We start from the raw sequence: 25208 nt of genomic DNA, 5'->3' as shown, positions 1-25208 counted from the left end.
TTCCACCCTATACCCGTTTCGCAAAGCGCGGATCGAGCGTGTCGCGCAGCCCGTCGCCCAGCATGTTCACCCCCAGCACCGTGATCGCAAGGATGACCCCCGGATACAGGATGTTGTGAGGGTAGAGCTGGAACACCGTGCGCCCCTCGGCCATGATGTTTCCCCAGGTCGGGATCTCGGGCGGGATGCCGATGCCCAGGAAGCTCAGGATCGCTTCGACGATGATGGCGGATGCCACGATGAAGGTGCCCTGAACGATCAGCGGCGCGATGGTGTTGGGCAGCACATGGCGCACCAGCAGGGTCGGCGTGCGCGTGCCCGCGGTGATCGCGGCCTCGACATAGGGTTCTTCGCGGATCGACAACACGATCGACCTGACCAGACGCACGACCCGTGGCACCTCGGGCACGACGATGGCGATGATCACGCTCAGCAGACCCGCGCTGAACAGCGACACCACCGCAATCGCCAACAGGATGGCGGGGATCGCCATCAGCCCGTCCATCACGCGCATGATGATGCCGTCAAGCCATCGGATGTAACCCGCCAGCACCCCGATCGCCATGCCGATCACGATGGCGATGGCGGCAACGGCCAGCCCCACCACCAACGAGATACGCGCGCCGTAGATGATGCGGCTATAGACGTCGCGCCCCAGCGTGTCGGTGCCCAGCTTGTATTCAACCGTCACCTTCTGGCCGGTCTCGCGGTCCCGGACAGTGGCCTCGAAGCCGGGCGGCTGGTTGCGATCCTTGGGCGAGATGGCCGAGGGGTCGCGGGTGCCGAGCGCAGGCGCAAGAAGGGCCATCAGCGTGATCACCAGCACAAGCACGCCGCCGACAATGACCGAAGAGTTCCGAAACATCCGGCGCACGGTCTGCCCGGCAGGAGAAATTGCGGTGGTGGACATCAGTAGCGGATCCTTGGGTCAAGCAGCGTATAGCTGACGTCAATGATGAGATTGATCAGCACGTAAATGAAGGAAAACAGCAGGATCACGGCCTGGATGGTCGGGAAATCGCGGGCCAGCACGGCCTCGACCGTCAGCAGGCCAAGCCCGGGAATGGTAAAGACCGATTCCGTGACGACGACCCCGCCGATCAGCACCGCAAAGGACAGCCCGATCACCGTGACGATGGGCACCGCCGCATTACGCAGGGCGTGACGCACCAGCACGCGGGTTTCGGTCTGGCCCTTGGCGCGCGCGGTGCGCACGTAGTCCTCGCCCAGCACCTCGAGCACGCTGGTGCGGGTCATACGCGCGATAAAGGCCACGAAGACAACCGACAGGGCGCAGGATGGAAGGATCAGCCGGTATAGCCAGCCGCCCATCCCCTCGCCGATGCGCTGGTAACCCTGCACCGGCAGCCAGCCCAGCTGGATCGAGAACAGGTAGATCAGCGCATAGCCGATCACAAAAACCGGCAGCGAAAAGCCCAGCACCGAAAAGCCCATGATGCCCCGGTCGACCCAGCTCCCCTGCCTGTAGGCGGCCAGGGTGCCCAGCGGCACCGCGATGGAGACGGTCAGGACGATGGTCAGCAGCGACAGCGACAACGTCGGCTCAAGCCGCGCGGCGATCAACTCGCTGACATCCTTCTTGTAAAAGAAGCTTTCGCCGAAATCCCCCTGCGCGATATTGCCCAGCCAGACAAAGAACTGGGTCACGACGGGCTTGTCCAGGCCCAGGTTCTCGCGGATCTGGGCCACCTGTTCGTCATTGGCGTAATCGCCCGCGATGATCGTGGCCGGATCGCCCGGGGTCAGGCGCAACAGAAGAAAGATGAAGACGGCGACCAGCAGCATGACCGGGATCGTCGCCAGCACACGGCGCAGAAGATAGGAAACCATTCCGGTTCACCCGCTGTTCTGAGAAGGGGCGGCGGCGCGCATCAAGGCGCGCCGCCGTTTGATTTGACGATGCGTCAGTTCTTTTCCAGGTTCCAGAACACCGCAGCGCCGGTTTGCAGCAGGCCGGACACGTTATTGGTCATCGCGGCACGGCTGGTCCACTGACCCAGGTGGATATGGGTCGGATAGTCGAACCAGGCCGCCTGGACCTCGTCGACGATCTTCTTCTGCTCCTCGACCGAGGTGGCCCGCGCAAAGGCATCGCGCAGCTCCTCGATCCGGGTATCGCAGGGCCAGCCGAAGAGAGCCGTGTCACAGCTCGAGTTCAGGAAGGCCGCAGCGACCGGGTTGAACAGATCCCCCGTCGTCCACGAGGTGATGAACGCGTTCCAGCCACCATCGGCGGGGGCGTCCCGTTTGGAGCGCCGGGCCACCAGGGTCTGCCAGTCCATCGATTGCATGTCGACGTTCAGACCCACCGCTTCCATCAGATCCTTGGCGACGGGCGCCAGGTTCGTCAGAACCGCAAGGTCGGTCGAATGCATCAGCAGGATCGGCTCGCCGTTATAGCCCGATTCCGCGATCAGCTCGCGCGCCTTGGCGAAATTCGACTCGAGCAGGCCGTCCATGGCCGCGGTCGATTCGAATGGCAGGCCGCACCCGAACAGCGCGAGGCAAAGCTCGTAATACTCCTCGTTGCCGACCACTGCCTGCACGAAATCCTCCTGGTTGAAGGCATAGAGCAGGGCCTGACGCATCTTCGGATTATCGAAGGGCGGGTGCAGCACGTTGAAACGGAAGGTGAACTGGTTGCCCGCCGGGTTGAAATCGTCGAGCGTGATGTTGGGATCGTCCTTCAGCAGCGGCAGAAGGTCATGCGGCGGGGCCTCGATAAAGTCGATCTCACCGGCCTTGAGCGCGTTGACCGCCTGCTGGTGATCGCGGATCGGCAGCCATTCGACAACGTCGACCTTGGCGATCTTGCCACCCGACAGACCCGAAGCGGGTTCCGAGCGCGGCACATAGCCGTCAAACTTCTCGTAGACGATCTTGGTGCCCGGCTCCCACAGATCCTGGCGGAACACGAACGGACCCGACCCGGTGTAATCGGCGATCTGTTCCGAGGAGGGCGTGCTGGCCACCCGTTCGGGCATCATGAAGGGCACGTTCGAGCTGGGCTTGGCCAGGGCCAGAGTCACCAGGCCCGTGGGCGTGCTCAGCTTGAAGGTGATGGTCTTGTCGTCGGTCGCTTCGAGCGACTCGACAAAGCTCATCATCTTCTGGCCCATTGCGTCCTTCGATCCCCAGCGGTTGATCGAGGCGACACAATCCGCCGCCGTCACCGGCGCGCCATCGTGCCAGACCAGCCCGTCACGCAATGTCATGGTGACCATCAGCCCATCCTCGGATGTGGTGACGGTGTCGACCATCTGAGGCTGGATGTTGCCCTGCGCGTCCAGCGAAAAGAGCGTGTCATAAACCATGTAACCATGGTTGCGGGTGATGTAAGCAGTCGTCCAGATCGGATCCAGGATCTTGAGATCCGAATGCGGCACCGCTTTCAGGACGGTTTCCGCCTGTGTGGCCGACCCCGAAAAGGTCAGCCCAAGACCGATAACCATCGCACCCACGGCGCTGCGCAGCGCACCGCGTCGTGATGAGTTGAGCATAATTGTCTCCCTGTCAATTTATTGGCGCAACCACTTCTTTGCGCTACGTCAACTATTCGGAATGCAATTTAACCTGTCAAACATTGTTATGTTCTTGACTGCAGATCCCCTGACTGCTGTCAATCAAACGGTGGCCTGCGCCAAAAGAACTGGCGTCAGGCAAAGGGGTCCTCTACCTTTGGCCAGTAATTCGAATCGCGCTTGGTGTAGGGAATATTCGCGTAATCCGGCGTGATCGCGCCCGGACCCGAGATATACACCACCTCAGAGGCGATCGGGGCAAATCCTGCATAAAAGTGCTGCGAGGATTTCACGACAACCATCCGCATGTCCGACAAGTCGATCCCCAGATCGGTGAAACACATCGGGTGAAAGGCCTGCGTGCGGCGGTCGCTGACCACGATATGCACGCCCTCTGTTTCCAGCCAGACACCATTTCCCATCGGCATCTGACCTTCGCCCATTTTCTGGGTCATCTTCTCGCGCAGCCCGCGCACGGTGACCTTCAGGTCCAGCGGATCGCCCGACATCGCGCCGATCTTGCCACCCAGCCGCACCTGCATCTGCGCGCCGACGCCGGCATCCTGACACATCCGCACGACGACCGGGTCCCAGAAGATGCCGATTGCCGCATCCCGCAGCCCGCGCCCCAGGATCTCGCGCAGGACGAAGGTTGAATCAGCCGGTGCGCCACCGCCCGCATTATCGGCGAAATCAGCCAGCACCACCGGGGTCTTGTTGGCGGCAACCGCGTGGTCGATGGCCCCGGGGATCGACGGCCAGTCGCCCCGCAGCTGATCGCGCAGCGACCACAGTTTCTCGCCAAATTCGCGCGCCACGGTTTCGGCCAGCTCGGCGTCGCCATCGGCAATCGCAAGCATTCGCGCCCCCACCCGTTCGCAATCGCCCCAGGGGAACCCGTGCGTCAGGGACAGCGAGAGGATGCCGCCGGTGTTTTCACGGGCCTGCATCTCGTCCACGAAGCCGCGCATGGGCGCGCGGGTCGTGTGGAACATGGTGATCATGCGGCAATCATAATCGCGCATGACCGGCCTGATCTTGCCCGCCGCGGTATCGGCGGCAAGCGTGAACAGCTCGCGCGCACGCAGATGCCCGTCAGTATGGGGGTATTCCTTGTAAGAGACGATCAGGTCGGCAGCCCCGAGCATATCCTCGGTCAGGTGATTATGCGGGTCGATCTCAAGCCCGATCACCGCCGAAGGGCCAAGGATGGCACGGGCGCGCACAAGCATGTCGCCCTCGCAATCGTCATAGCCCTCGGCAATCATGGCGCCATGCATTGACAGCAGCAGGATATCGGGTTTGGCCGCTTCGATATCGGCCAGGATCTCGTCGCGGAAGCCTTCATAGGTCGACCGGATCGTCGGACCCGCAGGCTGTGCAAAGGCGGACAGGCTTTCGACAACCTCCCACCCGCGCGCCTCGGCCATGGCGCGCCATTCGTGCTGGGGCGCCGAGAACAGGTTGGCGGGTTCCCGCGTGGCGGTGCGGCTGACAAAGCTGTCCTCGAAGGCGAGCCGCCCGGTGGGAATGGGGGAAAAGCTGTTGGTTTCGGTCGCAAGTCCCGCGATCAGTACTTTCATGACAGGCTCCTAGCGGCGCGGATGCGGTTGACGTCGCGTGCCACGATAAGGCGGTCCAACCCGTCTTGTCCAAGATTGCTTTGCAGGGTCGCCACAATTCTGCCGCCGGGCGCGATCGGACGGGTCGGCCATCGCCGCCGGTGTCAGGAGTGCTCTTCAGCGGCGGTGGCGGCAAGCGCGCGGTTATAGGCCTTGAGCGCGTCGATGTGATAAAGCGCGCCGACCGGGGTTTCGCGGCCGTCCTCTTCTCGGACCACAACCGGAATACAGGGATGTTCGTCGCGATCGAACCAGGGCATCGCCGCTTCAAGCGTGGCGCTGGCGGGCACACAGACCCCCTCGGCGATCAGCGCCTCGCAGCCGGCGCGGTCCAGACAGCGCGGATCACCCAGCGGCCGCATCACCGCGCCTGCGCGCAGCATCGCCAGCAGATAGGCCTGCGGACCCGCCGCCAGATGCACGTCGCGCCGCTCCAGCTGGGTCAGGAAGAAGGAGCGGTCCACCAGCCGCGACGCCAGCGCCGTCGACATGCTGACCGAAACCATCACCGCCAGCCCGATCTGCCAGTCGCCGGTCAATTCGAACACGATCAGCGTGGTCGAGATCGGCGCCCCCAGCACCGCCGCCGCCACCGCCCCCATCCCGGCAAAGGCATAAAGCGCATGGGTCCCCGACACATCCGGCAGCACCCGCGTGGCGATCAGGCCAAAAGCCAGCCCGGTCAGCGCCCCGATCATCAGCGAGGGCGAGAACACCCCGCCCCCCATGCGCCCGCCCATGGTCAGCGCCAGCGCCACGGTCTTGATCACCGCAAACAGGATCGCTGTGCCAAGCGCCAGCTCGCCGCTCAGCGCCAGGATCGTGGTCTCGTAACCGACCCCGATGATATGCGGGAACCAGATCGCCAGCAGCCCCAGCAGCGCGCCGGACACCGCCGGACGCAGCCAGCGGGGCATGCGCAGGCTGTTCTGCACATGGGTGCCCAGGTCCTCGGCCAGAAAGATCGAGCGCATCAGCAACAGCGAAACCAGACCGCAGACCAGGCCCAGCAACAGAAAGGCGGGCAATTCCACGTAGAATTGCAGCGCGCCGGGGGTGTTGAGCGCGAATTCGGTCACATCGCCCCGGTCGAGCCGGTTGATCACGGTGCCCGCGACCGAGGCGATGACGATGGGCGCAAAGGCATGCACCGCGAAATGGCGCAGCACCACCTCGAGCGCAAACAGCGCCCCGGCGATGGGGGCGTTGAAACTGGCCGAAACCGCCGCCGCCACCGCGCAGCCCAGCAGGTCGCGCCCGGTGATCCCGTCGGCATTGATGCGCCGGCAGACCCAGGTCGAAATCACCCCCGCCAAATGCACCACCGGCCCCTCGCGCCCGGTCGATCCGCCCGAGCTGAGCGTGATCAGCGAGGCCAGCATCGAACCGATCCCGGCCCGCATCTCGACCCGGCCATCGGTCAGCGCCGCCCCCTCGATCACATCGGCGACCGAGCGGACACGACCATCGGGCGTGGTCTTGTGCAGGATCAGCCCCACCACCAGCCCGCCAAGGGTGGGGATCAGCAAAAGCCAAAACCAGGGCAGGTGTTCGGCATGGCTGTGCAACAGGCGCACATCCTCGTTGCCGTAAAGAACCGACTGCAAGGCGTTGATCCCCTTGCGAAAGGCAACCGCCGCCACACCGGCGGCCACGCCAATGGCAAGCGCGATGAACCAGAACTGGACCTGACTGGGGCCGCGATGGCGCAATACCTGCCAGGCATCACCGATCTCGGCCTTGGCCTGAAGGAACTGCTGCACCAGAACAGTGCGGGTGGATTGGGTCATCACACACTCGCGGAGGTCTTTTGTCCTTACTAAGACAGCGCGGAGGCGCAGGGAAGGCAAAACCCGTGGAGTCTCACCGGCTTGTCCGCCGGTGTTGCACTAAGGTCAGGCGTCCAGCAGGGCGCGGGCGGCGGCCCGGGCGGCCTCGGTCACCGTGTCGCCCGACAGCATGCGGGCGATCTCGTCCTCCCGCTCGGGGTCCGACAGCGCCACCACGGTCGACAGCGTCATGCCGGCCTCGACCCGTTTCTGCACCCGCCAGTGATGGACGCCACGCGCGGCCACCTGTGGCGAGTGGGTCACCACCAGCACCTGCCCCGCACCCGCCAGCGCCTCAAGCCGCCGGCCCACCGCGTCGGCGGTGGCGCCGCCGACACCGCGGTCGATCTCATCAAAGATCATCGTCTTGCCCCCATCGTCGCCGCGCAGACAGACCTTCAGCGCCAGCAGGAAGCGGCTGAGTTCGCCGCCCGAGGCGATGCGGTTCAGCGGCCCGGCGGGCGCGCCCGGGTTGGTGGCCACTTCGAAAGCGACCGCGTCACGCCCCTCGGGGCCCGGCTCGCCCTCGGTGATGCGGGTCTGGAACACCGCGCGCTCCATCTTGAGCGGGGCCAGCTCGTGCATCACCGCCGCGTCCAGTTCTCCGGCCGAGGCCCGGCGGGCCTGCGACAGCGCCGCCGCCGCTGCCTCATAGGCGGCCTCGGCCTTGGCCAGCGCCGCGCGTTGCGCCGCCAGATCGGCATCGCCCGCATCCAGCGCCGCCAGCTTGCCGCGCAGGGTTTCGGCAAATCCGCCCAGCTCATCCGGGGCAACGCCATGCTTGCGCGCCAACGCCCGAATGGCAAACAGCCGTTCTTCGATCTGTTCCAGCTCTGCCGGGTTGAACTGCAGCGCGTCCAGGCAGTCCTCGACGCCCGACTGCGCCTCGCCCAGTTCGATCAGCGCCCGGCCCAGCGCGGAAACGGCGGCTTCCAGCCGTCCCTCGGCCTTGTCGACAACACCGTCGAGCCAGCGGATCGCGTCGCTCATCGCGCCCTCGGCCCCTTCGTTGCCGATCAGGGCAAAGGCACGGGCCACGTCGTCTCGGATACGCTCGGCCCCCTGCATCAGGCGGCGGCGGGCGTCCAGTTCCCCCTCTTCGCCCGGCTGCGGGTCGAGCGCGTCGAGCTCGCCCACCGCGTGGCGCAGAAATTCCTCTTCGGCGCGCACCGCCTCCAGCGCCGCCTCGGTGGCGGCAACCGTCTTGCGGGCCCTCGCCTGCGCTGTCCAGGCCGCGCGCACCGCCTCAAGCTCGGCGCTCAGCCCGGCATATGTGTCCAACATCGCCCGGTGGCCGCGCGGGTTCAGCAGGCCGCGGTCGTCATGCTGGCCATGCAGCTCGATCAGCGTCTCGGAGAGCGCCCGCAGCACCTCGCCCGAACAGCGGCGGTCGTTGACCCAGGCGGTCTTGCGCCCATCGGCGGTGTTGACCCGGCGCATCAGCAGCGTGTCGCCACCGGGCAGGCCGGCATCGGCCAGCACCGCATGGGCCGGATGCCCGGGGGCCAGATCGAACTCGGCCATCACCTCGCCCTGTTCGGCGCCCTGGCGCACCAGCTCGGCCCGGCCGCGCCACCCCAGGACAAAGCCCAGACTGTCGAGCAGGATCGACTTGCCCGCCCCGGTTTCACCGGTCAGCACGTTCAGACCCGGCCGGAAGTTCAACTCCAGCCGGTCGATGATCAGCATGTCCCGGATTTCAAGCGCCCGCAGCATCGTAAACCCCGCCGGACGGACCAGCGGCCCGTCGCCCTGTTACAACCACTGCCCCTTGATCGACTGCCGGTAAATCTGGCTCAGCCAGTTGTTGCCGACATCGCGCATCTTCAGCCCGCGCGCGGTCAAGAGCTTGTAGCTTGCCTCGTACCATTCCGAGGACTGGTAGTTATGACCCAGGATCGCGCCCGCCGTCTGCGCCTCGGCCTCCAGCCCCAGCGACAGATAGGCCTCGACCAGACGATGCAGCGCCTCGGCGGTGTGGGTTGTGGTCTGGAAATCCTCGACCACGACGCGGAACCGGTTGATCGCGGCCGAGAAATGCTGGCGGCGCAGATAATAGCGGCCGATCTCCATTTCCTTGGCGGCAAGGTGATCGAAGGCCAGATCGAATTTCAGGATCGCCGAGGTCGCGTACTCGCTGTCGGGATAGACCTCGATCACCGTGCGCAGCGCCTGCAGCGCCTGAAAGGTCAGGCCCTGGTCGCGCCCGACCTCGTCGATCTGGTCGTAATAGCTGAGCGCCAGCAGATACTGGGCATAGGCCGCATCCTCATCCGCCGGGTAGAAGTCGATGTAACGCTGCGCAGCGGCGCGGCTTTCGGGATAGTCCTTGCCGGAATGATAGGCAAAGGCCTGCATGATCAGCGCCCGTTTGGCCCAGTTGGAATAGGGGTACAGCCGCTCGACCTCGGAGAAGTAATAGGCCGCGTCTTCGGTCCGCTTGGCCGAGAGTTCATATTCGCCGCGTTCAAAAATCTGTTCCGGCGTATAGCCGTCGAGATTCTGGCTGCGATCGGCCGCCGTGCGAAAACCACCGCCGCCGCAGGCCGCCAGAAACGTCGCCAGAAGAAGTGCGCCAACCAGTCTGGCCCCTGCCCTGCTGCCAATCATACCGCTAGTCCTTGTCGTCTTGCGTGCGGGGTGTGTCCCCCGATTGGGCCTTGGTCTAGCACATTAAATTCCGCTGCAAAACGTCTTAAAAGCATCGCCCGGCACTGGGCCGGGCGTAGGGAGGTCAAGCCTGGCCGCATCCGGCCCTTTTCACGCAACCTGAGGGATTTCCGACCAGATCAGCCCCTGTCCGGGCAGGCGCGCGGCCTGTTCGGGGGTGCACAGCACGGGGCGCACCGCACCCGGCGTTTCAAACAGGGTGCGCAGCAGGGCGTTGGTCAGGGCATGACCGGCCTTGTCGCCGACATAGCAGCCGAGAATCGGGCCACCGGCCATATAGAGATCACCCAGCGCGTCGAGCATCTTGTGACGCACCGCCTCGTCCGTATGGCGCAGACCGCCCGGCGTCAGAATCTCGTCGCCATCGACGACCACGGCGTTTTCCAGCGTGCCGCCCAGGGCCAGCCCGTTGGCGCGCATCGCCTCGACATCGCTGCGCCGACAAAAGGTGCGACTGTCGCTCAGTTCGCGGGCAAAGCTGCCGTTGCGCATGTTCATGCGGCGGGTCTGGCGCCCAATGGCGGCATCCTCGAAATCAATGGTGAATTCGATCTCCAGCCCATCCGAGGGCATCAGGGTGGCGCGCGCGCCGTCCTTTTCGACGGTGACGGCCTTGAGCACCTCGTAGGCCAGCACCGGGGCGGCCTGCTGACGCACGCCGCGCGCCATGATGCCGCGCACGAACTCGACCGAGGAGCCGTCCATGATCGGAACTTCGGGGCCGTCCAGCTCGATCAGGGCGTTATGCACGCCGCACCCGGCGAGGGCCGCCATGATGTGTTCGACCGTCGACACCGATACCCCGGCGGCGTTCACCAGACGGGTGCACAGCGGGGTACGGTCGACCAGATCATAGATCGCGGGGATCATTGCATCGCCGATCTCGATATCCGTCCGTTTGAACCAGATGCCGTGTCCGGCAGCGGCGGGGCGAAGGGTCATGCGGACGGGTTTACCACCATGCAGACCAATGCCCTGGAAGGTGACCGAGGTTTTCAGCGTATGTTGCAAGATAGGCCTCTGACGGTTGCCTACAGCCTCTACGAGCTGTGTTGACCATCAGGTAAGCGAGGGGGCCCGGGGGCTCAACTCAATCTTTGTAACGGTTTGAAACATGCGAAAAACAGATCGGCAAAACCTCGCCGCAGTGGATGTAAGCCTATGAAACACAAAGAGAAAAGGCCGCCCCTTGGCGGCCTCTCCTACTCGTTTTGTGACCGCTATCAGTTGGCCTGACGGCGCAAAAAGGCGGGAATTTCGATCCGTTCCTGATCGGGGTCGGCCTCGGCATGCGCAGGTGCCGTTGCGTCACTCGGGCGCATCACCGGCTGTTTGCGGGCCACGGCGGGGCCACGATCCGCGGGCGTATCCGGCGCGTGTCCGGTCATCCGGTCGATCAGCCGGTTGAAGCCGAAACGCGGCTTGTCCCCGACCGGCTGCTGGAGCGCGCGATGACCCTGCTGCGGGGCGGAAGGCGCCTTTTGCGCGGCAGCCTGAAGGCGGCGCATCGCCTCGGGCGAGGGTGTTCCGGGCGCCGGGGCGCGCGGGGCGACAAAGGTCTCGACCGGCGCTTCTTCCTCTTCGACATAAGCGCGCGGTTCAAAGGCGGGCACCTGCGGCTGATAGGCCGGCGGCGGCAGGCCGTCATCGTCCAGCAGCTCGGGCTCGTCGCCCGTATCCAGGATATCCTCGCCCAGATCATGCGCAGCGACCTGCTCGACATCCATGCCTTCGAACAGGCTGGGTTCCTCGGCGGCCTCGGCCACCGGCTGCGGGGCCGCGGGCTGTTCCAGCGTCAGCGGCGCCGGCTTCTCTTCGGCCGCAACCCGCTGTTTGAGCGGTGCGTTCATGGGACGGCGCGGTACGGGCATGTCATGCTGCACATCCACCGCGTCGATGCCGGTCGCCACGACCGAAACCCGCATTGCGCCTTCCATCGAGGTATCCAGGGTCGAACCGACGATGATATTGGCATCGGGGTCCACTTTCTCGCGAATGATATTGGCCGCCTCGTCCAGTTCGAACAGGGTCAGGTCATGGCCGCCGGTGATGTTGATCAACACGCCCTTGGCGCCGTTCAGGCTGATCTCGTCGAGCAGCGGGTTGGCAATCGCCTTTTCGGCGGCCTGCACGGCGCGGTCCTCGCCTGCGGCCTCGCCGGTGCCCATCATCGCCTTGCCCATCTCGTCCATCACCGCGCGCACGTCGGCGAAGTCGAGGTTGATCAGGCCCGGGCGCACCATCAGGTCGGTGACGCCCTTGACGCCCTGATACAGAACGTCGTCGGCCATGCTGAAGGCTTCGGTAAAGGTGGTCTTTTCGTTGGCCAGGCGGAACAGGTTCTGGTTGGGGATGATGATCAGCGTGTCGACCACCTTTTGCAGCGCGTCGACGCCATCCTCGGCCTGACGCATGCGCTTGGCGCCTTCGAACTGGAACGGCTTGGTCACCACGCCCACGGTCAGCACACCCAGTTCACGCGCGGCCTGCGCGATGATCGGGGCGGCTCCGGTGCCGGTGCCGCCACCCATGCCGGCGGTGATGAAGCACATATGCGCCCCGGCCAGATGGTCGACGATCTGCTCGATGCTTTCTTCGGCGGCGGCGGCCCCCACTGTGGCGCGCGCACCGGCGCCCAGGCCTTCGGTCACCTTGACGCCTAGCTGAATGCGCGAGGGTGCATGGCTCTGCTGCAGGGCCTGCGCGTCGGTATTGGCAACGACGAAATCGACGCCTTCCAGCTGTTTTTCAATCATGTTGTTGACGGCATTGCCGCCAGCGCCCCCGACCCCGAAAACGGTGATCCGCGGCTTCAACTCGTCCTGTCCGGGCATCGAAAGGTTCAATGTCATGCTCTGTCCGCCTGTTTTGCCCCCGCCTTGCGCGGGGTTTTTCTTACCTATCCACAGATAATCCTACTGATATTGCGGCGGCTCGTCACGCCCAAATCGCAAAAAAGCCACAAAATATGGAAAGAATCTGCACCGGGACGCGGTATTTCGCCGATCCATGCAGATATTGCGGTTCTGGAGTTACCGGACACAACAGGACAGCACCCCGCACGCATCGCGCGGCGGGAGGTACTGTCTGATCTGGCACGGGACCTGCTCGCCCCATTTTGCAGCACCGCTTGGCGGGTGCCTTGTCTGTTTCTTACCATACCGGGCCGGGCCTGTCACCCGATCCGTACATGCTGCGCCCGATTTAATCACACCGGATCAAGCGCTTGCCCGACCGGTCTGGGCATCCTTACCAGTTGTCGCGGAACCATTTGACCGCCCGACGCAGCGAGCGCGCGGGATAGCGATCGACCGGGACCTCGAAATCCCACCATTCATCCTGCGGATGGGCGGCAAACAGGCTGAGCCCCACCGCCGAGGAAAACCCCGGACCGGTGGCCGATTGCGGCAGGCCATGCACCCGCAGCGGCCGCCCCAGCCGCACGCGCTGGCCCAGGATGCGGCTGGCCAGCCCGTCGAGCCCCATGATCTGGCTGCCGCCGCCGGTCAGCACGATCTGCTGGCTGGGCAGATGTTCGAACCCGGCCGCGTCCAGCCGCGCCCGCACCTCTTCGAGGATCTCCTCGACCCGGGGCCGCATGATGCCGATCAGCTCGGCCCGGCTGACGGTGCGCCGGTCATGCTCCCAGTCGCCGGTATCGCCGCCGACGTCGATCATCTCGCGGTCATCGGCCCCGGTGGCATGCACGCCGCCCGAAAAGGTCTTGATCCGCTCCGCATTGGCGGTGGGCACGCCCAGCCCCATCGAGATATCGCCGGTCACGTGATCGCCGCCCATGCGGACGCAATCGGCAAAGATCATGTGTTTCTTGAGAAAGATCGAGATGCTGGTGGTACCGCCGCCCATGTCGATACAGGCCGCACCCAGCTCCTGCTCGTCCTCGACCAGCGCCGAAACGCCCGAGACATAGGCCGAGTTGGCCACACCGGCCAGCTCCAGATCGCAGCGCTTGATGCAATGGGCAAGGTTGCGGATCGCGGTGGCATCCACCGTCAGCATATGCATGTCCACCGCCAGGCTTTGGCCCAGCTGGCCGCGCGGGTCGATCAGACCCGAACGGTTATCGAGTGCGAAATTCACCGGCTGGGCATGCAGCACCTCGCGCCCGGCGCCGTATTCGGGCACCTCGCAGGCATTCAGCACCCGACCGATCTCGGACTCGGTCACCACCTGGGTTTCCAGCTCGACCTTGGCATCCAGCCCATAGGAGCGCGGGTTCGCCCCCGAGAAACAGGCGATCACGTGATCGACCCGGATATCGGCCATTTTCTGCGCCGCCTGCAAGGCGGTGCGGATCGCGCGCTCGGTCTCCTGCATGGCGGTGATCTCGCCGAACTGCACCCCGCGCGAACGGGTGGTGGCGGCGCCGATCACCCGGAACCCGGTCTGCCCCGCCATCGACCCGATGGCGCTGTCCTCGGACAGGCGGCCGCTGCCGTCGAAACGCAGGATCAGGCAGGAGATCTTGGAACTGCCCACATCCAGGATGGCCACCACGCCCCGCTGTATCGCCTGCTGGCGCATCTGACGCATTGCCCGTTGCGACTGATAGAGATCCGTCATCATCTGTGTTACTGCCCGTTTCCGCCCGTATTTCTGACCCGCAGCCATTCAGCCGAGGCCGCCTCGGTCATGCGGATCGTGGGGCGTGTGCCCAGCCGCATGTCCACGACCGCGACATCGCGATCCAGCAATTCCTGTACTTCGTTCACCGCCAGCACCCGTTCCAGCGCCGGAACCGGCCGCTTGGCGGGCAGCTGGATGGTCTGCCCCCGGTCCAGCACCAGATCCCAGCGCCGTTCGCCCACCCGGACAAGCCCGCGCAGCCGGTCGCCCATCGGCCGGGCGGCCTGGATCAGCCGCAGCGCCTCGGCAACATGGGCATCGGCCCCCTCACCCGCGATCAGCGGCAGATCGGGGCGCGCGCCCCGCTCGGGCAGATCGTCAACATGGGCGCCGGTCTCGTCCAGCATCTCGACACCGGCGCGGGTGCGCCAGACCACCGCGGGCTGGCGCTCGATCACATCGACCTGCAACACACCGCCGGGGCGGATGCGCACGGTCGCGCTCTTGACCGGGTCAAGCCCGGCGATCACCTGTCGGATCTGTTCGACATCCAGATCGAACGAACTGATCGGAAAGTCGATCGGCGCCACCTCGCGGATATCCGCCGCCAGATGGGTTCCAGCGCCGTCAATCGCCATCAGGTTGACCATGAATTCGGGGCGATCCTGGATCGAGGCGCGGATATCGGCAACAAAGGCGTTAAGCGCGTCGCGCCGCTTTTCGCTGGCCAGAAATCCGCTGCCCAGCGCAAAGATCAGGCAGAACGGCACCCCGATCCGCAGACCCAGGCGAATGCCCGGCGTCAGCATCCAGCGCTGCACCCGATAGCTCAGCCGCGAGGGGGCGGGATCAGACCGTTTCGGCGCCGGCTTCAGCCGCGCCAACCCATCCAGCCGCATGGCCTCGGCCAGCGGCGGCACCTGCCCTGCGCCGCTGTCAAAGGCGGCGTCCTGCCCGGCGGGCAGTTGCGGACGAAACCGCACCGGCAGCAGGATGCGGCTCAGCGATCGCATGAGGCATCCTCCACCATCCAGGCGCAGAGCTGACCGAAACTCATGCCAGCGGCAAGCGCCTGTTCGGGCGCCAGCGAGGTGGGCGTCATGCCCGGTTGCGTGTTGGTTTCCAGCAGGAACAGCCCGGCGGCACCCCGGCTTTCATCCCAGCGGAAATCGGTCCGGCTGAGACCACGGCAGCCCAGCGCCTTGTGGGCGCGCAGGGCATAGTCCAGGCACAGCTCGAAAATCTCGGGCGGCAGATCGGCGGGGATCACATGGCGCGAGCCACCGGGGCTGTATTTGGCATGATAGTCATACCAGCCATCGGTAATGATATCGGTGACGTTCAGCGCCCGGTCGCCCAGCACGGTTGTCGACAGCTCGCGGCCCGGCACATATTCCTCAACCATCAGGGTCGCGGGCAGGTCGGGCGCCAGCACCGGCGGGCCATTGGCCGCCTCGGTCACGATATAGACCCCGACCGAGCTGCCCTCGTTGTAAGGCTTCACCACATAGGGCGGCTGCATCACATGAGCGGCCTCGATGGCGGCGCGATCGGCCAGCTGGCTGGCGGCGACCGGCAGTCCGGCGGCGCGATAGGCTTCCTTGCTGCGTTCCTTGTCCATCGCCAGGGCCGAGGCCAGAACACCCGAGCTGGTATAGGGGATGCGCAGCCATTCCAACAGGCCCTGAACGCAGCCGTCCTCGCCCCAGCGGCCATGCAGCGCGTTGAACACAACATCGGGCGCGCTTGCGCGCAACCGGTCGCAGAGGTCGGAGCCGGCATCCAGCTCCACCACCTCGAAACCTTCTCCCCGCAGGGCGGCGGCGCATTCACGCCCCGAAACAAGCGAGACCTCGCGCTCGGCCGAGGGTCCGCCCATCAATACCGCCACCTTGGGGTTTGTCCTGCTCGACATACCCAATTCGGTGCCTCTATGTCATTCGGGTCTTATTTGGTGACCCGCTTTATGCCCCGGAGTCCGCCCCCTGTTTTGCCTGAAAGGGTTTGCGGTTTCGGGATGTTAGCCGTCTAGCGGATCTCCGACCCGCATGATTTCCCACTCTAGCGTTATGCCGCTGGTGTCGTAAACCTTTTTTCGCACCTCTTCGCCCAGACCTTCGAGATCCGCCGCCGTGGCGCCCCCGGTGTTGATCAGGAAATTCGAGTGCATCTCGCTCATCTGCGCGCCGCCCAGCCGGGCGCCGCGCATACCGGCCTCGTCGATCACCTTCCACGCCTTCAGCTCATGGGTGTCATCGGCCCTCCCGGTCGAGGAAAACCCGGCCGGGTTGCGAAAGGTCGATCCGGCGCTGCGCTCCTTGGTGGGCTGGGTCTGGTCGCGCTTGTCCAGCTGCGCCTGCATCCGGGCATGCAGCGCCTCGGGGTCGCCCGGCACGCCCTGCAGGCTGGCCGAGACCAGCACCGCGCCCTCGGGCAGGTCGCTCTGCCGGTAGCGAAAATTCAGCTCGGCCGCGCCCAGCGTCGCCAGTTCGCCCGAGCGCAGCACCACCTGGGCCGAGCGGAACACATCCGCCGTATAGCTGCCATAACAGCCCGCATTCATCCGCACCGCCCCGCCGATAGAGCCGGGAATGGTGCGCAGAAAGGTCAGGTCGACACCCGCATCCGCCGCTTTTCGTGCCACATGCGCATCCAGCGCGGCGGCGCCAGCGGTGACCGTGTCGCCCGCCACATCGATAGCGTTGAAGCCGCGTCCGAGCCGGATCACCACCGCGCGCAGACCGCCATCGCGCACGATCAGGTTCGACCCGACCCCCATGGGGAACACCGCGATATCGGCGGGCAGCATGCGCAGAAAGGTTTGCAGATCGTCGATATCGGCGGGTTGGAACAGCCAGTCCGCCGGTCCGCCCACCCTGAGCCAGGTCAGCTCGGACAGGTCCCGGTTCGGCGTCAGCTTGCCGCGAATTGCGCTGGTATCGATCATATCGGCCCGTCTTGATGTGATATCGGGGGCATGTAACCCGGAAGCATCACAAGGGACAACGCCAAAGCTCAGCCGCCGCGACGCCAGCCGACCCAGCCTACAAAGCCGCCCAGCACCAGGCCCAGGATCACCGGCCCCACCCCCAGCGCCGCCAAGGCCGCGACACCGATGGCGGCCCAGGGATCATCCAGGCTGTCGGCATAGAGCATCAATCCGGCCAGGGCGCCGCTGGCGATCATCGCGAGGCTGAGCACCCGGCGCCAGCCCCCCTTGCGCGCCATCCAGCGGCCCAGCAGCGCGGCCCCCAGGCCCAGCAGCGTGGGTATCACGTAAATCAGAAGTTCATCGCTCACGCCGCCACCTCCAATACCCAAATCCCGCACCCAGCAGCAGGCCCAGCCCCATCGGCGCGCAGAACAGAATGGCGACGATGCCGGGGCCCATCCCCTCCCAGCCGAAGCGCTGCGAATGAAAGATCAACAGCCAGGCAAGGATCGCCGCCAGCAGCGCAGCCAGCACCGCCCAGACCACGGCGCCGATCCGGGCCAGGAACGCGCCAGCCGCCAAGCCGAAGGCCAAAAGCGCAAGCGGTATGGCGAACTCGGCCTCCATCCCCCGCTCAGGCCCGGGGCCGCCGCAGCCAGCGGCCCAGATAGATGACCGGCCAACGCAGCACCGACATGCCCGCCGCCAGCACCACCAGCCCGATCCAGGGCCCGTTCTCGTAAGTGACAAAGCCGACAAGCGGAATGCCCAGCGCGATCAGCACATAGGCGCGGCGCCAATGGTGGTCGCGGCTGGGCAGCATCGCCAGCACATTGGCGATGACCGCCCAGAGAGCGGCCAGGATCAGCGACAGGCTCATTCGGTGCGCTCCGCCGGGCCGAAGGCCTTGCGCCAGAAATAGCGCAGCGGATTGCGGAACATCGACACGAACCCGGCCAGCGCCAGCAGCCCGGCCAGCAGGCCGAAGTCATAGCCGATGGCGACGATCAGGACCGGCGCCAGGATCAACAGCACCACGCCGGGCGCATATTGGCGGCGCATGGGCAATAGCGCGACCACGGTCGCGGCGATCACCCACAAGGCCCCGAACAGGATGGTCCAGCTCATAGAATTCCCCTTACCGCAACCGAAAGCGCCGCCAGCGACAGCACCAGCCCCAGAACGGGCACCGCCATGGGAACGCGGAACCGCGCCTCGGGCGCGCGTCTTTTTTGAACGATCAAGGCGCCGTTGACCAGCGCAAACACCGCCAGCAGGATCGAGGAGGTGGTCTCGGCCAGTGTCTCGACCGGCACATAGAGCGCGCAGAAGATCACCGCCGCCCCCACCAGAAACGTCGCCAGCACCGGGGTGCCGAACCGGGGATGGGCCGTGTGGAACAGCGCCAGCGCCTTGGTGCGCCCGCCCAGACCGTAAAGGACCCGGGTCGCCATCACGATCTGCGCCAGAATACCGTTCAGGGCCGCAAACACCGCGATGGCCGACAGAAAGCCCGCACCGCTGCCGCGCCCGTATTGCCAAACCAGCGCCAGCGGGCTTTCGGACTGGCCCAGCACGTCAAGCGGCACCGCCCGCACCGCTGCCCAGGCGACCAGCGCATACAGCACCGAGGTGACCACCAGCGAAATCAGAATGGCGCGCGGCAGGGTGCGCTCGGGCGCCTCGACCTCCTCGGCCATGTTGACGATATCCTCGAAGCCGATGAAGGCGAAGAAGGCCAGCACGCCGCCCAGCCCGATACCGGTCCAGACCGGCGGTGCCGGGGCAACCCAGTCGGGCGAGGGGTCGGCCCCCAGCCCGGCCCAGACCACCAGCGCCAGCCCGGCCAGTTCGACCACGGTGAACACCGCCGCCAGCGCCAGGCTTTCCAACACCCCGGCAACGGCCACCAGCGTCAGCGCGCCGCCGAGGCCGATCATCGCCCAGACCGGGTTGATCTCGGTCACCGCACTCAGATAGCCGACCCCGCCGCGCAGCACCGCGCCGGCCGAAACGGTGCCCGCCACCACCACGGCAAGCCCCACCAACAGCGCCAGCGACTGGCTGTTGAGCCCGGTGCCCACATAGGCGGCCTCGCCCGCCGCCTCGGGCAGGCGGGTGGAAAACTCGGCATAGCTGAGCGCGGTGGGCGCCGCGATGAGACCGGCCAGCAGAAAGGCAACCGGCGCCCAGACACCGGCATCGCCCGCCACCGCACCGACCAGAACATAGATGCCCGCGCCCACCATGACGCCGACGCCATAGGCGGTCAGCAGGCCCAATCCGATCCGTCGTTTCAATGGCGCGGCCATGATCCCTCTCCGGTGCAGCAACGGCCCGATCCTGTCGGCCCGGTTCCCACCTTACAGCGCATCAGGAGAATGACAGCCCGACCCGTCGCCGCATGGGCGGTGCGGGGCAGGCCTTAGCCCTTCAGCCGGTCGGGCAGACCATTGGCCCAGGCGCTGATCGTGCCGGCACCCAGACAGACCACCATGTCGCCCGGACGCGTCTGCTCGCGCACCAGCCGTTCCAGGTCCTCCTCGCTGAGGATGGCACGGGCATGGCGATGGCCGTGCCGGATCAGCCCGGCGACCAGCGCATCGCGATCGGCGCCGGGGATCGGTGCCTCGCCCGCGGCATAGACCTCGGCGATGGCGACCACATCGGCCTCGTTGAAACAGGCGCAGAAATCGTCGAACAGGTTGGACAGGCGCGAATAGCGGTGCGGCTGGTGCACGGCGATGACCCGGCCCTCGCTGGCCTGGCGCGCGGCTTTCAGCACGGCCGCGATCTCGACCGGGTGATGGCCGTAATCGTCGATGATGGTGACACCGTTCACCTCGCCCACCTTGGTAAAGCGGCGGTTGACGCCCCCAAAGGCGGCCAGCGCGGCGCGGATCTCGTCGGCCTTCATACCCAGATGACGGGCCACGGCCACCGCGCTCAGCGCGTTCGAGACGTTGTGATCGCCCGGCATCGGCAAGGTGCAGCCCTCGATCACCATGTCCTCGTGCTGCAGCAGGATGTCGAAATGGGCCACCCCGCCCTTGTAGGTCAGGTTGGTCGCGCGCACATCGGCCTGGGCGTTGAACCCGTAGGTGCGCACGCGGCGGTCGGTGATCCGGCCCACCAGCGCCTGCACCTCGGCATGATCGGTGCAACAGACGGCGATGCCGTAAAACGGGATGTTCGAAACGAAGTCGTAGAACCCCTGCCTGAGCGCCTCGATCGAGCCCCAGTGCTCCATATGCTCGGGGTCGATATTGGTAACGATGGCCACGGTGGCGGGCAGCCGGTTGAACGAACCGTCGCTTTCATCGGCCTCGACCACCATCCATTCGCCCTGCCCCATCCGTGCGTTCGAACTGTAGGCGTGGATGATCCCGCCGTTGATCACGGTCGGGTCGAACCCGCCCGCCACCATCAGCTCGGCCATCATGGTTGTTGTGGTGGTCTTGCCATGGGTGCCGGCGATGGCGATGTTGGATTTCAGCCGCATCAACTCGGCCAGCATATCGGCACGGCGCACCACCGGCAGGCCCTGCGCACGGGCGCCGTCCAGCTCGGGATTGCCCGGCTTGATCGCCGACGAGATCACCACCACGGCGGCGCCATCGAGGTTCTCGGCCCGCTGGCCTTCGAAGATCTCGGCGCCCAGCCCGGCCAGCCGCTCGGTGATCTTCGACCCCTTGAGGTCGGATCCCTGCACGCGGTAGCCCAGGTTCAAGAGCACCTCGGCGATGCCGGACATGCCGATCCCGCCGATGCCGACGAAATGGATCGGGCCGACATCCTGCGGAAGTTTGGTGGCAGGGGTCATGGTGTCTCCTTCTCGGCCAGCTGTTCGACCAGTCCGACCAGACGTTCGGTTGCATCGGGGGCGCCGGTGGACAGGGCCGCGTTGGCCATTTGCAGCGCCGCGTCCGGATGGGTCAGGACGGCCGCGATCTGCTCTGCCAGCGCGGCGCTGTCAAGGGCGCGCTCGGGGATCAGGATCGCCGCATTGGCGCCGGTCAGCGCGCGGGCATTGGCGGTCTGGTGATCGCCGGTGGCGGCGGCAAAGGGGATCAGGATCGAGGGGCGCCCGATCACGCTGATATCGGCAACGCTTGAGGCACCCGCGCGGCTGATCACCAACTGCGCCTCGGACATCCGCCGGGGCACATCGTGAAAGAAGGGTTGCACCTCGGCGTCGATGCCATGGGCGGCATAGAATTCGGTGACGCGCGCGCCATCCTCGTCGCGGGCCTGATGGGCCACGCGAATGTACTGGCGCAGCTCTTCGGGCAGGGCGGCAATGGCGCCGGGCACCACATCGCTGAGGATGCGCGCGCCCTGGCTGCCGCCCATCACCAGGATCGACATCGGATAGGGCCCGGGCGGGATATAGGCGGCCCCGGCCCGTTCCAGCACGGCGGCCCGCACCGGATTGCCCACATGCACGCCCTGGGCGCCCTCGGGCAGGTCGGTGGGCCAGACGCCGCAGGCGACACAGGCGACGCGGCGGGCAAACAGTTGGTTGACCCGGCCCAGCACACCGTTCTGTTCATGGATCATCCGCGGCAGCCTGAGCAGCGTTGCCGCCCCCAGCGCCGGGATCGAGGGATAGCCGCCGAAGCCCACCACCACATCCGGGCGGTCGCGGCGCATTTCCCAGGCGGTGGCGGCAATGCCCGCGGCAATGCGCGGCGCCACCATCGCCTTGGCCAGAATCCCGCCTCGGGCGAAGGTCGCGCTGGAGACTTGCGAGATCTCGGTCGTATGCGGAAAGCCGCCGGTATAGCGCGCGCCACGGGCGTCGGTGGACAGGCGCACCCGCCAGCCCTTGCGCAGCATCGCCTCGGCCAAGGCCTGGGCGGGGAACATGTGCCCCCCGGTCCCACCCGCCGCGATCATCAGGTATTTCCGCGTCATCCCAACCGCCTGTCTATCCGCGCCCGCGCAACAGATCGCCAAGCTCTCCCTGCGGGCGGGTGCGGGTGAAACACAGAAGCATGCCCACCGCAATACCACCCGCGATCAGCGAGGAGCCGCCATAGCTGACAAACGGCAGGGTCATGCCCTTGGCCGGCAGCAGGCGAACGGCCACGCCCATGTTGATCATCGCCTGAACGCCGAATGTGCAGGCAAGGCCGGTGCCCGCGAGGCGCAGGAACATGTCCCGTTCGCGCATCAGCCGCAGCAGCGAGCGCACCACGATCGAGGCATAGAGCGCGATGATGATAAGGACCAGAACCAGCCCGTATTCCTCGGCCGCGACCGCGATGATGAAATCGGTATGGGCATCGGGCAGCGACCATTTCACCTGCCCCTCGCCGACGCCGACACCGAACAGGCCACCCTCGCGGATGGCATTGGTGGCATAGCCCAGCTGGGTGGTGGGATCGACATCGGGGTTCAGGAACCCGTCGATGCGGCGGGCGAAATGCTCGGAACTGGAATAGGCGACCATGCCGCCCAGCACCACAACGCCAGCCATCGCCATCAACAGCAGCATCGGCGCACCGGCCACGAAATACATCACCCCCCAGCCGAACAGCACCAGACAGGCCTGCCCGAAATCGGGCTGCATCACCAGCATCAGCACGATCGCCACGCAGAGCGCAAAGGACCACAGCCGCCCCGGCGGGCCGTTGATTTCCTGCGAGGCGGCAAACAGCCAGGCGGCGACCACCATGAAACCGGGCTTGAGAAACTCCGAAGGCTGCACCGAGGCGAAACCGAGCGAGTACCAGCGCACAGCTCCCTTGCCGAAATCGGTGCCAAAGATCGGCAACAGCGCCAGCGCCACGAAGGCGCCCAGAAAGCCCAGCACCGCAAGGCGACGCACCAGCACCGGCGACATCATCGAGGTCAGCAGCATCGCCACGATGGCCAGCCCGCCGAAAAACGCCTGCCGCTGCACGTAATGGAACGGATCGAACCCGTTGCGCGCGGCCAGCGGCGGCGAGGCCGCAAGGCCCAGCAGCAGCCCGATCCCGAACAGGATCAGCACGCAGGACATCGACCATTTGTCGAGTGTCCGCCACCATTTGGGAAGAATAGGTTCGCCGCCCCGCTCGGGGACCGCGCCATATACCATCTCGGTCATGACACCACTGCCGCTTGCTGCCTCGTTCGCGCCCCTGTTCGGGGTCTTCGTGCCCGGTTTGCGCCGGATCTGGTGCAAGAGTACTGCAAAGGCGCCCATCGTGCCAGAGGCTTTGTCCGGCGCAGGCATTTCTCCGCCCCGGCGCGCGCAGGGCGGAGAGGCGGGATCAGCCGGCCTTGCGCTGGCGGTATTCCGCCACTGGCAGGCCGGCGATCCCCCAATGTTCCATCTCGACCTCGTCGATGACGACAAACGTGGTCTCGGGGTTCTTGTTCAGCACCTGCTTGAGCAGGTCGGTGACTCCAGCGATCAGCTCGGCCTTCTGCGCGGGCGTTGCGCCCTCGCGGGTGATCTTGATGTTGACATAGGGCATGTGGGTCTCGGGGTCCTTGTTGGTCTCGGGGTCCGGCGCGCACAAGCGCGCCGGAAAGGGTCAGAGAGGTTCCGAATGGAACACCTTGGCCAGGATCTGCCAGCGCCCGTCCTGCCGCACAAAGGTCAGGAAATCGGTGAAATAGCTGTCACCGATGGCGCAGTTCACTACCGCCCGCGCCGTATCCGGCCCGGCAAAGTCGATCGACTGGATGCGGTCGCGCCGCGCCTCGCCCTTGCTGGCGGGCGAGACCCGCTGATCGACCACCGCGAAATAGGTCTCCATGTCGCGGTAAAGCCAGTCGCCACCGGTGGCACAGGCATAGATCGCCTGCGGGTGGAAGACCTGCCGCAACCGGGCGCTGTCGGCATGGTGCAACCCGTCGAAATAGGTCCCGATCACCGCCTGAACGGCGGCAAAGGAGGCCTCCTCGGTGGTCATGCTCATCCCAACAGCCCTTCGGCCTGCATCGCGGCGCGGGTCGAGGGGCGCTCGGCCACGCGGGCGACCAGTGCCTTGAGATTGGGCACGCCGTCCAGAGACAGGCCCAGGAAGTTGGCCCAGTTAGTGACCACGAACAGGTAAGCATCGGCGACGCTGAACTGTGCCCCGTTCAGATAGTCGCGGCCATCGGCCAGCATCGCCTCGACCAGCTGCATCCGGCCATTGACCCGCTCGACCGCCGCGTCGCGCGCCTCGCCTTCCAGCGGCTTGCCCGAGAAGAACGGCCCAAACGCCTTGTGCAATTCCGAGGCGACGAAGTTCAGCTGCTCCTGCACCCGGGTCCGGCCCAGGCCACCGCCCTGCGGCACCAGCCCGGCATCGGGGTTACGCTCGGCGATCAGCTGCAGGATGGCGGCGCCCTCGGTCACGGTCTCGCCCCCGTCCAGCACCAGCGCGGGCACATATCCCTTGGGGTTGATGGCGCGGAAATCGCCGCCCGATGCGGTGGTGCCGGCGGCGGTGTCCACCTGCTCCAGCTCAAAGCTTTCGCCCGCTTCGATCAACGCGATGTGACTGGCCAGCGAACAGGCACCGGGTTTGTAATAGAGTTTCATCCGTTCCATCTCCTTTTGTCGGATTGCTCTGATGGGCTGGAAGTAATCACTCAGTTACCGAAGTAAACTTGATTTCTTTTTGTTACTCCTTTATCCGGTTACCCCACGGTTACCAGGTGAGAATCCAATGGCGCTCAAGATCACCCGCAACAAGGCCGCCCCCCTGCCCGGCCGCTGCCCGCTCAGCGAATGCATGAAGCTGTTGGGCGGCGCCTGGACCCCGAATGTGATCTGGTACCTCAGCGGCGGAGCACGGCGGTTCAACGAGCTGCGGGTCGATATCCCCGGCATCTCGGCAAAGATGCTGACCACCCGCCTGCGCGAGCTGGAACACAAGGGCGTGGTCCAGCGCGAGGTGCGCCCGACCTCGCCGCCCTCGGTCGAATACAGCCTGACCGATCTGGGCCAAGACCTGGTTCCCGCGATCCTGGCGATTGTCGATGTGGGTCACCGGCTCAAGAACCGGGATCAGTGTTCCGCAACCTCCTGACGCGCCCGCGT

Annotated in this window: 25 protein-coding genes; 1 reads left to right on the top strand and 24 read right to left on the bottom strand. The window is 65.8% G+C overall.

Translation table 11 applies throughout. The features are described 5' to 3' along the window. Window positions 1–7: 7 nt before the first annotated feature. The 24 genes from SPO_RS06150 to gstA form a co-directional block, all read right to left on the bottom strand. Window positions 8–910, bottom strand: a complete 903-nt coding sequence (locus SPO_RS06150; protein WP_011046955.1) for an ABC transporter permease — start codon at window positions 908–910, stop codon at window positions 8–10. Beyond that, window positions 910–1851, bottom strand: coding sequence for an ABC transporter permease (locus SPO_RS06145; protein ID WP_011046954.1), 942 nt, complete (start codon window positions 1849–1851; stop codon window positions 910–912). Before SPO_RS06145 ends, SPO_RS06150 begins: the two co-directional genes overlap by 1 nt. A 74-nt stretch (window positions 1852–1925) precedes the next feature. Next, window positions 1926–3521 (bottom strand): ABC transporter substrate-binding protein, encoded by a 1596-nt coding sequence (locus SPO_RS06140; protein ID WP_011046953.1) that lies wholly within the window; start codon window positions 3519–3521, stop codon window positions 1926–1928. A gap of 155 nt (window positions 3522–3676) precedes the next feature. Continuing rightward, window positions 3677–5125 (bottom strand): M81 family metallopeptidase, encoded by a 1449-nt coding sequence (locus SPO_RS06135; RefSeq protein ID WP_011046952.1) that lies wholly within the window; start codon window positions 5123–5125, stop codon window positions 3677–3679. A 143-nt stretch (window positions 5126–5268) separates the two neighbouring features. Continuing rightward, a complete protein-coding gene (locus tag SPO_RS06130; RefSeq protein WP_044028015.1) occupies window positions 5269–6954 on the bottom strand; it encodes a chloride channel protein in 1686 nt (561 codons plus the stop codon). A gap of 105 nt (window positions 6955–7059) precedes the next feature. After that, the gene (gene recN / locus SPO_RS06125) at window positions 7060–8709 is read right to left on the bottom strand and encodes a DNA repair protein RecN (protein WP_011046950.1); all 1650 of its coding nucleotides are present in this window, start codon (window positions 8707–8709) and stop codon (window positions 7060–7062) included. A gap of 39 nt (window positions 8710–8748) precedes the next feature. Continuing rightward, window positions 8749–9603, bottom strand: a complete 855-nt coding sequence (locus SPO_RS06120; protein ID WP_011046949.1) for an outer membrane protein assembly factor BamD — start codon at window positions 9601–9603, stop codon at window positions 8749–8751. A gap of 150 nt (window positions 9604–9753) precedes the next feature. Next, a complete protein-coding gene (lpxC, locus tag SPO_RS06115) occupies window positions 9754–10674 on the bottom strand; it encodes a UDP-3-O-acyl-N-acetylglucosamine deacetylase (protein WP_011046948.1) in 921 nt (306 codons plus the stop codon). Window positions 10675–10886: 212 nt separating this feature from the next. Next, window positions 10887–12515: a cell division protein FtsZ gene (gene ftsZ, locus SPO_RS06110; RefSeq protein ID WP_011046947.1), complete on the bottom strand. Its 1629-nt coding sequence runs from the start codon at window positions 12513–12515 to the stop codon at window positions 10887–10889. Window positions 12516–12912: 397 nt separating this feature from the next. Then, the gene (gene ftsA, locus SPO_RS06105; RefSeq protein WP_044029083.1) at window positions 12913–14247 is read right to left on the bottom strand and encodes a cell division protein FtsA; all 1335 of its coding nucleotides are present in this window, start codon (window positions 14245–14247) and stop codon (window positions 12913–12915) included. Between the two features lie 8 nt (window positions 14248–14255). Next, window positions 14256–15263 carry a cell division protein FtsQ/DivIB gene (locus SPO_RS06100; RefSeq protein ID WP_011046945.1) on the bottom strand — a complete coding sequence of 336 codons (1008 nt, stop codon included), beginning with the start codon at window positions 15261–15263 and terminating at the stop codon, window positions 14256–14258. Continuing rightward, window positions 15251–16171: a D-alanine--D-alanine ligase gene (locus tag SPO_RS06095; protein ID WP_011046944.1), complete on the bottom strand. Its 921-nt coding sequence runs from the start codon at window positions 16169–16171 to the stop codon at window positions 15251–15253. The genes SPO_RS06100 and SPO_RS06095 overlap by 13 nt, the downstream gene beginning before the upstream one ends. 99 nt (window positions 16172–16270) lie before the next feature. Beyond that, window positions 16271–17197 carry a UDP-N-acetylmuramate dehydrogenase gene (murB, locus tag SPO_RS06090; RefSeq protein WP_011046943.1) on the bottom strand — a complete coding sequence of 309 codons (927 nt, stop codon included), beginning with the start codon at window positions 17195–17197 and terminating at the stop codon, window positions 16271–16273. Between the two features lie 68 nt (window positions 17198–17265). After that, on the bottom strand, window positions 17266–17550 hold the full coding sequence (locus SPO_RS06085; RefSeq protein ID WP_044028010.1) for a hypothetical protein: 285 nt from the start codon (window positions 17548–17550) through the stop codon (window positions 17266–17268). Beyond that, window positions 17540–17809, bottom strand: coding sequence for a hypothetical protein (locus tag SPO_RS06080; protein WP_044028009.1), 270 nt, complete (start codon window positions 17807–17809; stop codon window positions 17540–17542). The genes SPO_RS06085 and SPO_RS06080 overlap by 11 nt, the downstream gene beginning before the upstream one ends. Before the next feature lie 7 nt (window positions 17810–17816). Then, a complete protein-coding gene (locus SPO_RS06075) occupies window positions 17817–18062 on the bottom strand; it encodes a DUF2484 family protein (protein WP_011046941.1) in 246 nt (81 codons plus the stop codon). After that, window positions 18059–18310, bottom strand: a complete 252-nt coding sequence (locus SPO_RS06070) for a DUF2484 family protein (RefSeq protein ID WP_044028008.1) — start codon at window positions 18308–18310, stop codon at window positions 18059–18061. The genes SPO_RS06075 and SPO_RS06070 overlap by 4 nt, the downstream gene beginning before the upstream one ends. Next, on the bottom strand, window positions 18307–19494 hold the full coding sequence (locus SPO_RS06065) for an APC family permease (RefSeq protein WP_044028007.1): 1188 nt from the start codon (window positions 19492–19494) through the stop codon (window positions 18307–18309). Before SPO_RS06065 ends, SPO_RS06070 begins: the two co-directional genes overlap by 4 nt. Window positions 19495–19607: 113 nt before the next feature. Continuing rightward, window positions 19608–21005 (bottom strand): UDP-N-acetylmuramate--L-alanine ligase, encoded by a 1398-nt coding sequence (gene murC / locus SPO_RS06060; RefSeq protein WP_011046939.1) that lies wholly within the window; start codon window positions 21003–21005, stop codon window positions 19608–19610. Next, a complete protein-coding gene (locus SPO_RS06055) occupies window positions 21002–22099 on the bottom strand; it encodes a UDP-N-acetylglucosamine--N-acetylmuramyl-(pentapeptide) pyrophosphoryl-undecaprenol N-acetylglucosamine transferase (RefSeq protein WP_011046938.1) in 1098 nt (365 codons plus the stop codon). Before SPO_RS06055 ends, murC begins: the two co-directional genes overlap by 4 nt. A 13-nt stretch (window positions 22100–22112) precedes the next feature. Next, complete coding sequence (gene ftsW, locus SPO_RS06050) at window positions 22113–23276, bottom strand: putative lipid II flippase FtsW (protein WP_044029079.1); 1164 nt, start codon at window positions 23274–23276, stop codon at window positions 22113–22115. A gap of 166 nt (window positions 23277–23442) precedes the next feature. After that, window positions 23443–23649, bottom strand: coding sequence for a tautomerase family protein (locus tag SPO_RS06045; RefSeq protein WP_011046936.1), 207 nt, complete (start codon window positions 23647–23649; stop codon window positions 23443–23445). A 60-nt stretch (window positions 23650–23709) separates the two neighbouring features. After that, window positions 23710–24096, bottom strand: a complete 387-nt coding sequence (locus SPO_RS06040; protein ID WP_011046935.1) for a nuclear transport factor 2 family protein — start codon at window positions 24094–24096, stop codon at window positions 23710–23712. Beyond that, window positions 24093–24707, bottom strand: a complete 615-nt coding sequence (gene gstA / locus SPO_RS06035) for a glutathione transferase GstA (RefSeq protein ID WP_011046934.1) — start codon at window positions 24705–24707, stop codon at window positions 24093–24095. Before gstA ends, SPO_RS06040 begins: the two co-directional genes overlap by 4 nt. A gap of 127 nt (window positions 24708–24834) precedes the next feature. On the opposite strand from gstA, the gene SPO_RS06030 reads away from it, so the two are divergent. Continuing rightward, window positions 24835–25197, top strand: coding sequence for a winged helix-turn-helix transcriptional regulator (locus SPO_RS06030; protein ID WP_011046933.1), 363 nt, complete (start codon window positions 24835–24837; stop codon window positions 25195–25197). Window positions 25198–25208 lie beyond the last annotated feature (11 nt).

This window comes from Ruegeria pomeroyi DSS-3 (genome assembly GCF_000011965.2).
Classification (GTDB): domain Bacteria; phylum Pseudomonadota; class Alphaproteobacteria; order Rhodobacterales; family Rhodobacteraceae; genus Ruegeria_B; species Ruegeria_B pomeroyi.
Note: the sequence above shows the minus strand (reverse complement) of the source record. Positions and strands in the feature narration are given on the sequence as shown.

What these genes read in the sequence shown, in the direction of transcription:
- recN (WP_011046950.1), bottom strand. Translation starts at nt 8,709, where the DNA reads ATGCTGCGGGCGCTTGAAATCCGGGACATGCTGATCATCGACCGGCTG.
- SPO_RS06065 (WP_044028007.1), bottom strand. Translation starts at nt 19,494, where the DNA reads ATGGCCGCGCCATTGAAACGACGGATCGGATTGGGCCTGCTGACCGCC.
- SPO_RS06130 (WP_044028015.1), bottom strand. Translation starts at nt 6,954, where the DNA reads ATGACCCAATCCACCCGCACTGTTCTGGTGCAGCAGTTCCTTCAGGCC.
- SPO_RS06045 (WP_011046936.1), bottom strand. Translation starts at nt 23,649, where the DNA reads ATGCCCTATGTCAACATCAAGATCACCCGCGAGGGCGCAACGCCCGCG.
- SPO_RS06145 (WP_011046954.1), bottom strand. Translation starts at nt 1,851, where the DNA reads ATGGTTTCCTATCTTCTGCGCCGTGTGCTGGCGACGATCCCGGTCATG.
- SPO_RS06100 (WP_011046945.1), bottom strand. Translation starts at nt 15,263, where the DNA reads ATGCGATCGCTGAGCCGCATCCTGCTGCCGGTGCGGTTTCGTCCGCAA.
- SPO_RS06030 (WP_011046933.1), top strand. Translation starts at nt 24,835, where the DNA reads ATGGCGCTCAAGATCACCCGCAACAAGGCCGCCCCCCTGCCCGGCCGC.
- gstA (WP_011046934.1), bottom strand. Translation starts at nt 24,707, where the DNA reads ATGAAACTCTATTACAAACCCGGTGCCTGTTCGCTGGCCAGTCACATC.
- ftsA (WP_044029083.1), bottom strand. Translation starts at nt 14,247, where the DNA reads ATGACGGATCTCTATCAGTCGCAACGGGCAATGCGTCAGATGCGCCAG.
- SPO_RS06140 (WP_011046953.1), bottom strand. Translation starts at nt 3,521, where the DNA reads ATGCTCAACTCATCACGACGCGGTGCGCTGCGCAGCGCCGTGGGTGCG.
- ftsW (WP_044029079.1), bottom strand. Translation starts at nt 23,276, where the DNA reads ATGACCGAGATGGTATATGGCGCGGTCCCCGAGCGGGGCGGCGAACCT.
- SPO_RS06055 (WP_011046938.1), bottom strand. Translation starts at nt 22,099, where the DNA reads ATGACGCGGAAATACCTGATGATCGCGGCGGGTGGGACCGGGGGGCAC.
- SPO_RS06070 (WP_044028008.1), bottom strand. Translation starts at nt 18,310, where the DNA reads ATGAGCTGGACCATCCTGTTCGGGGCCTTGTGGGTGATCGCCGCGACC.
- SPO_RS06150 (WP_011046955.1), bottom strand. Translation starts at nt 910, where the DNA reads ATGTCCACCACCGCAATTTCTCCTGCCGGGCAGACCGTGCGCCGGATG.
- ftsZ (WP_011046947.1), bottom strand. Translation starts at nt 12,515, where the DNA reads ATGACATTGAACCTTTCGATGCCCGGACAGGACGAGTTGAAGCCGCGG.
- SPO_RS06040 (WP_011046935.1), bottom strand. Translation starts at nt 24,096, where the DNA reads ATGAGCATGACCACCGAGGAGGCCTCCTTTGCCGCCGTTCAGGCGGTG.
- SPO_RS06120 (WP_011046949.1), bottom strand. Translation starts at nt 9,603, where the DNA reads ATGATTGGCAGCAGGGCAGGGGCCAGACTGGTTGGCGCACTTCTTCTG.
- murC (WP_011046939.1), bottom strand. Translation starts at nt 21,005, where the DNA reads ATGACCCCTGCCACCAAACTTCCGCAGGATGTCGGCCCGATCCATTTC.
- SPO_RS06080 (WP_044028009.1), bottom strand. Translation starts at nt 17,809, where the DNA reads ATGGAGGCCGAGTTCGCCATACCGCTTGCGCTTTTGGCCTTCGGCTTG.
- SPO_RS06075 (WP_011046941.1), bottom strand. Translation starts at nt 18,062, where the DNA reads ATGAGCCTGTCGCTGATCCTGGCCGCTCTCTGGGCGGTCATCGCCAAT.
- murB (WP_011046943.1), bottom strand. Translation starts at nt 17,197, where the DNA reads ATGATCGATACCAGCGCAATTCGCGGCAAGCTGACGCCGAACCGGGAC.
- SPO_RS06135 (WP_011046952.1), bottom strand. Translation starts at nt 5,125, where the DNA reads ATGAAAGTACTGATCGCGGGACTTGCGACCGAAACCAACAGCTTTTCC.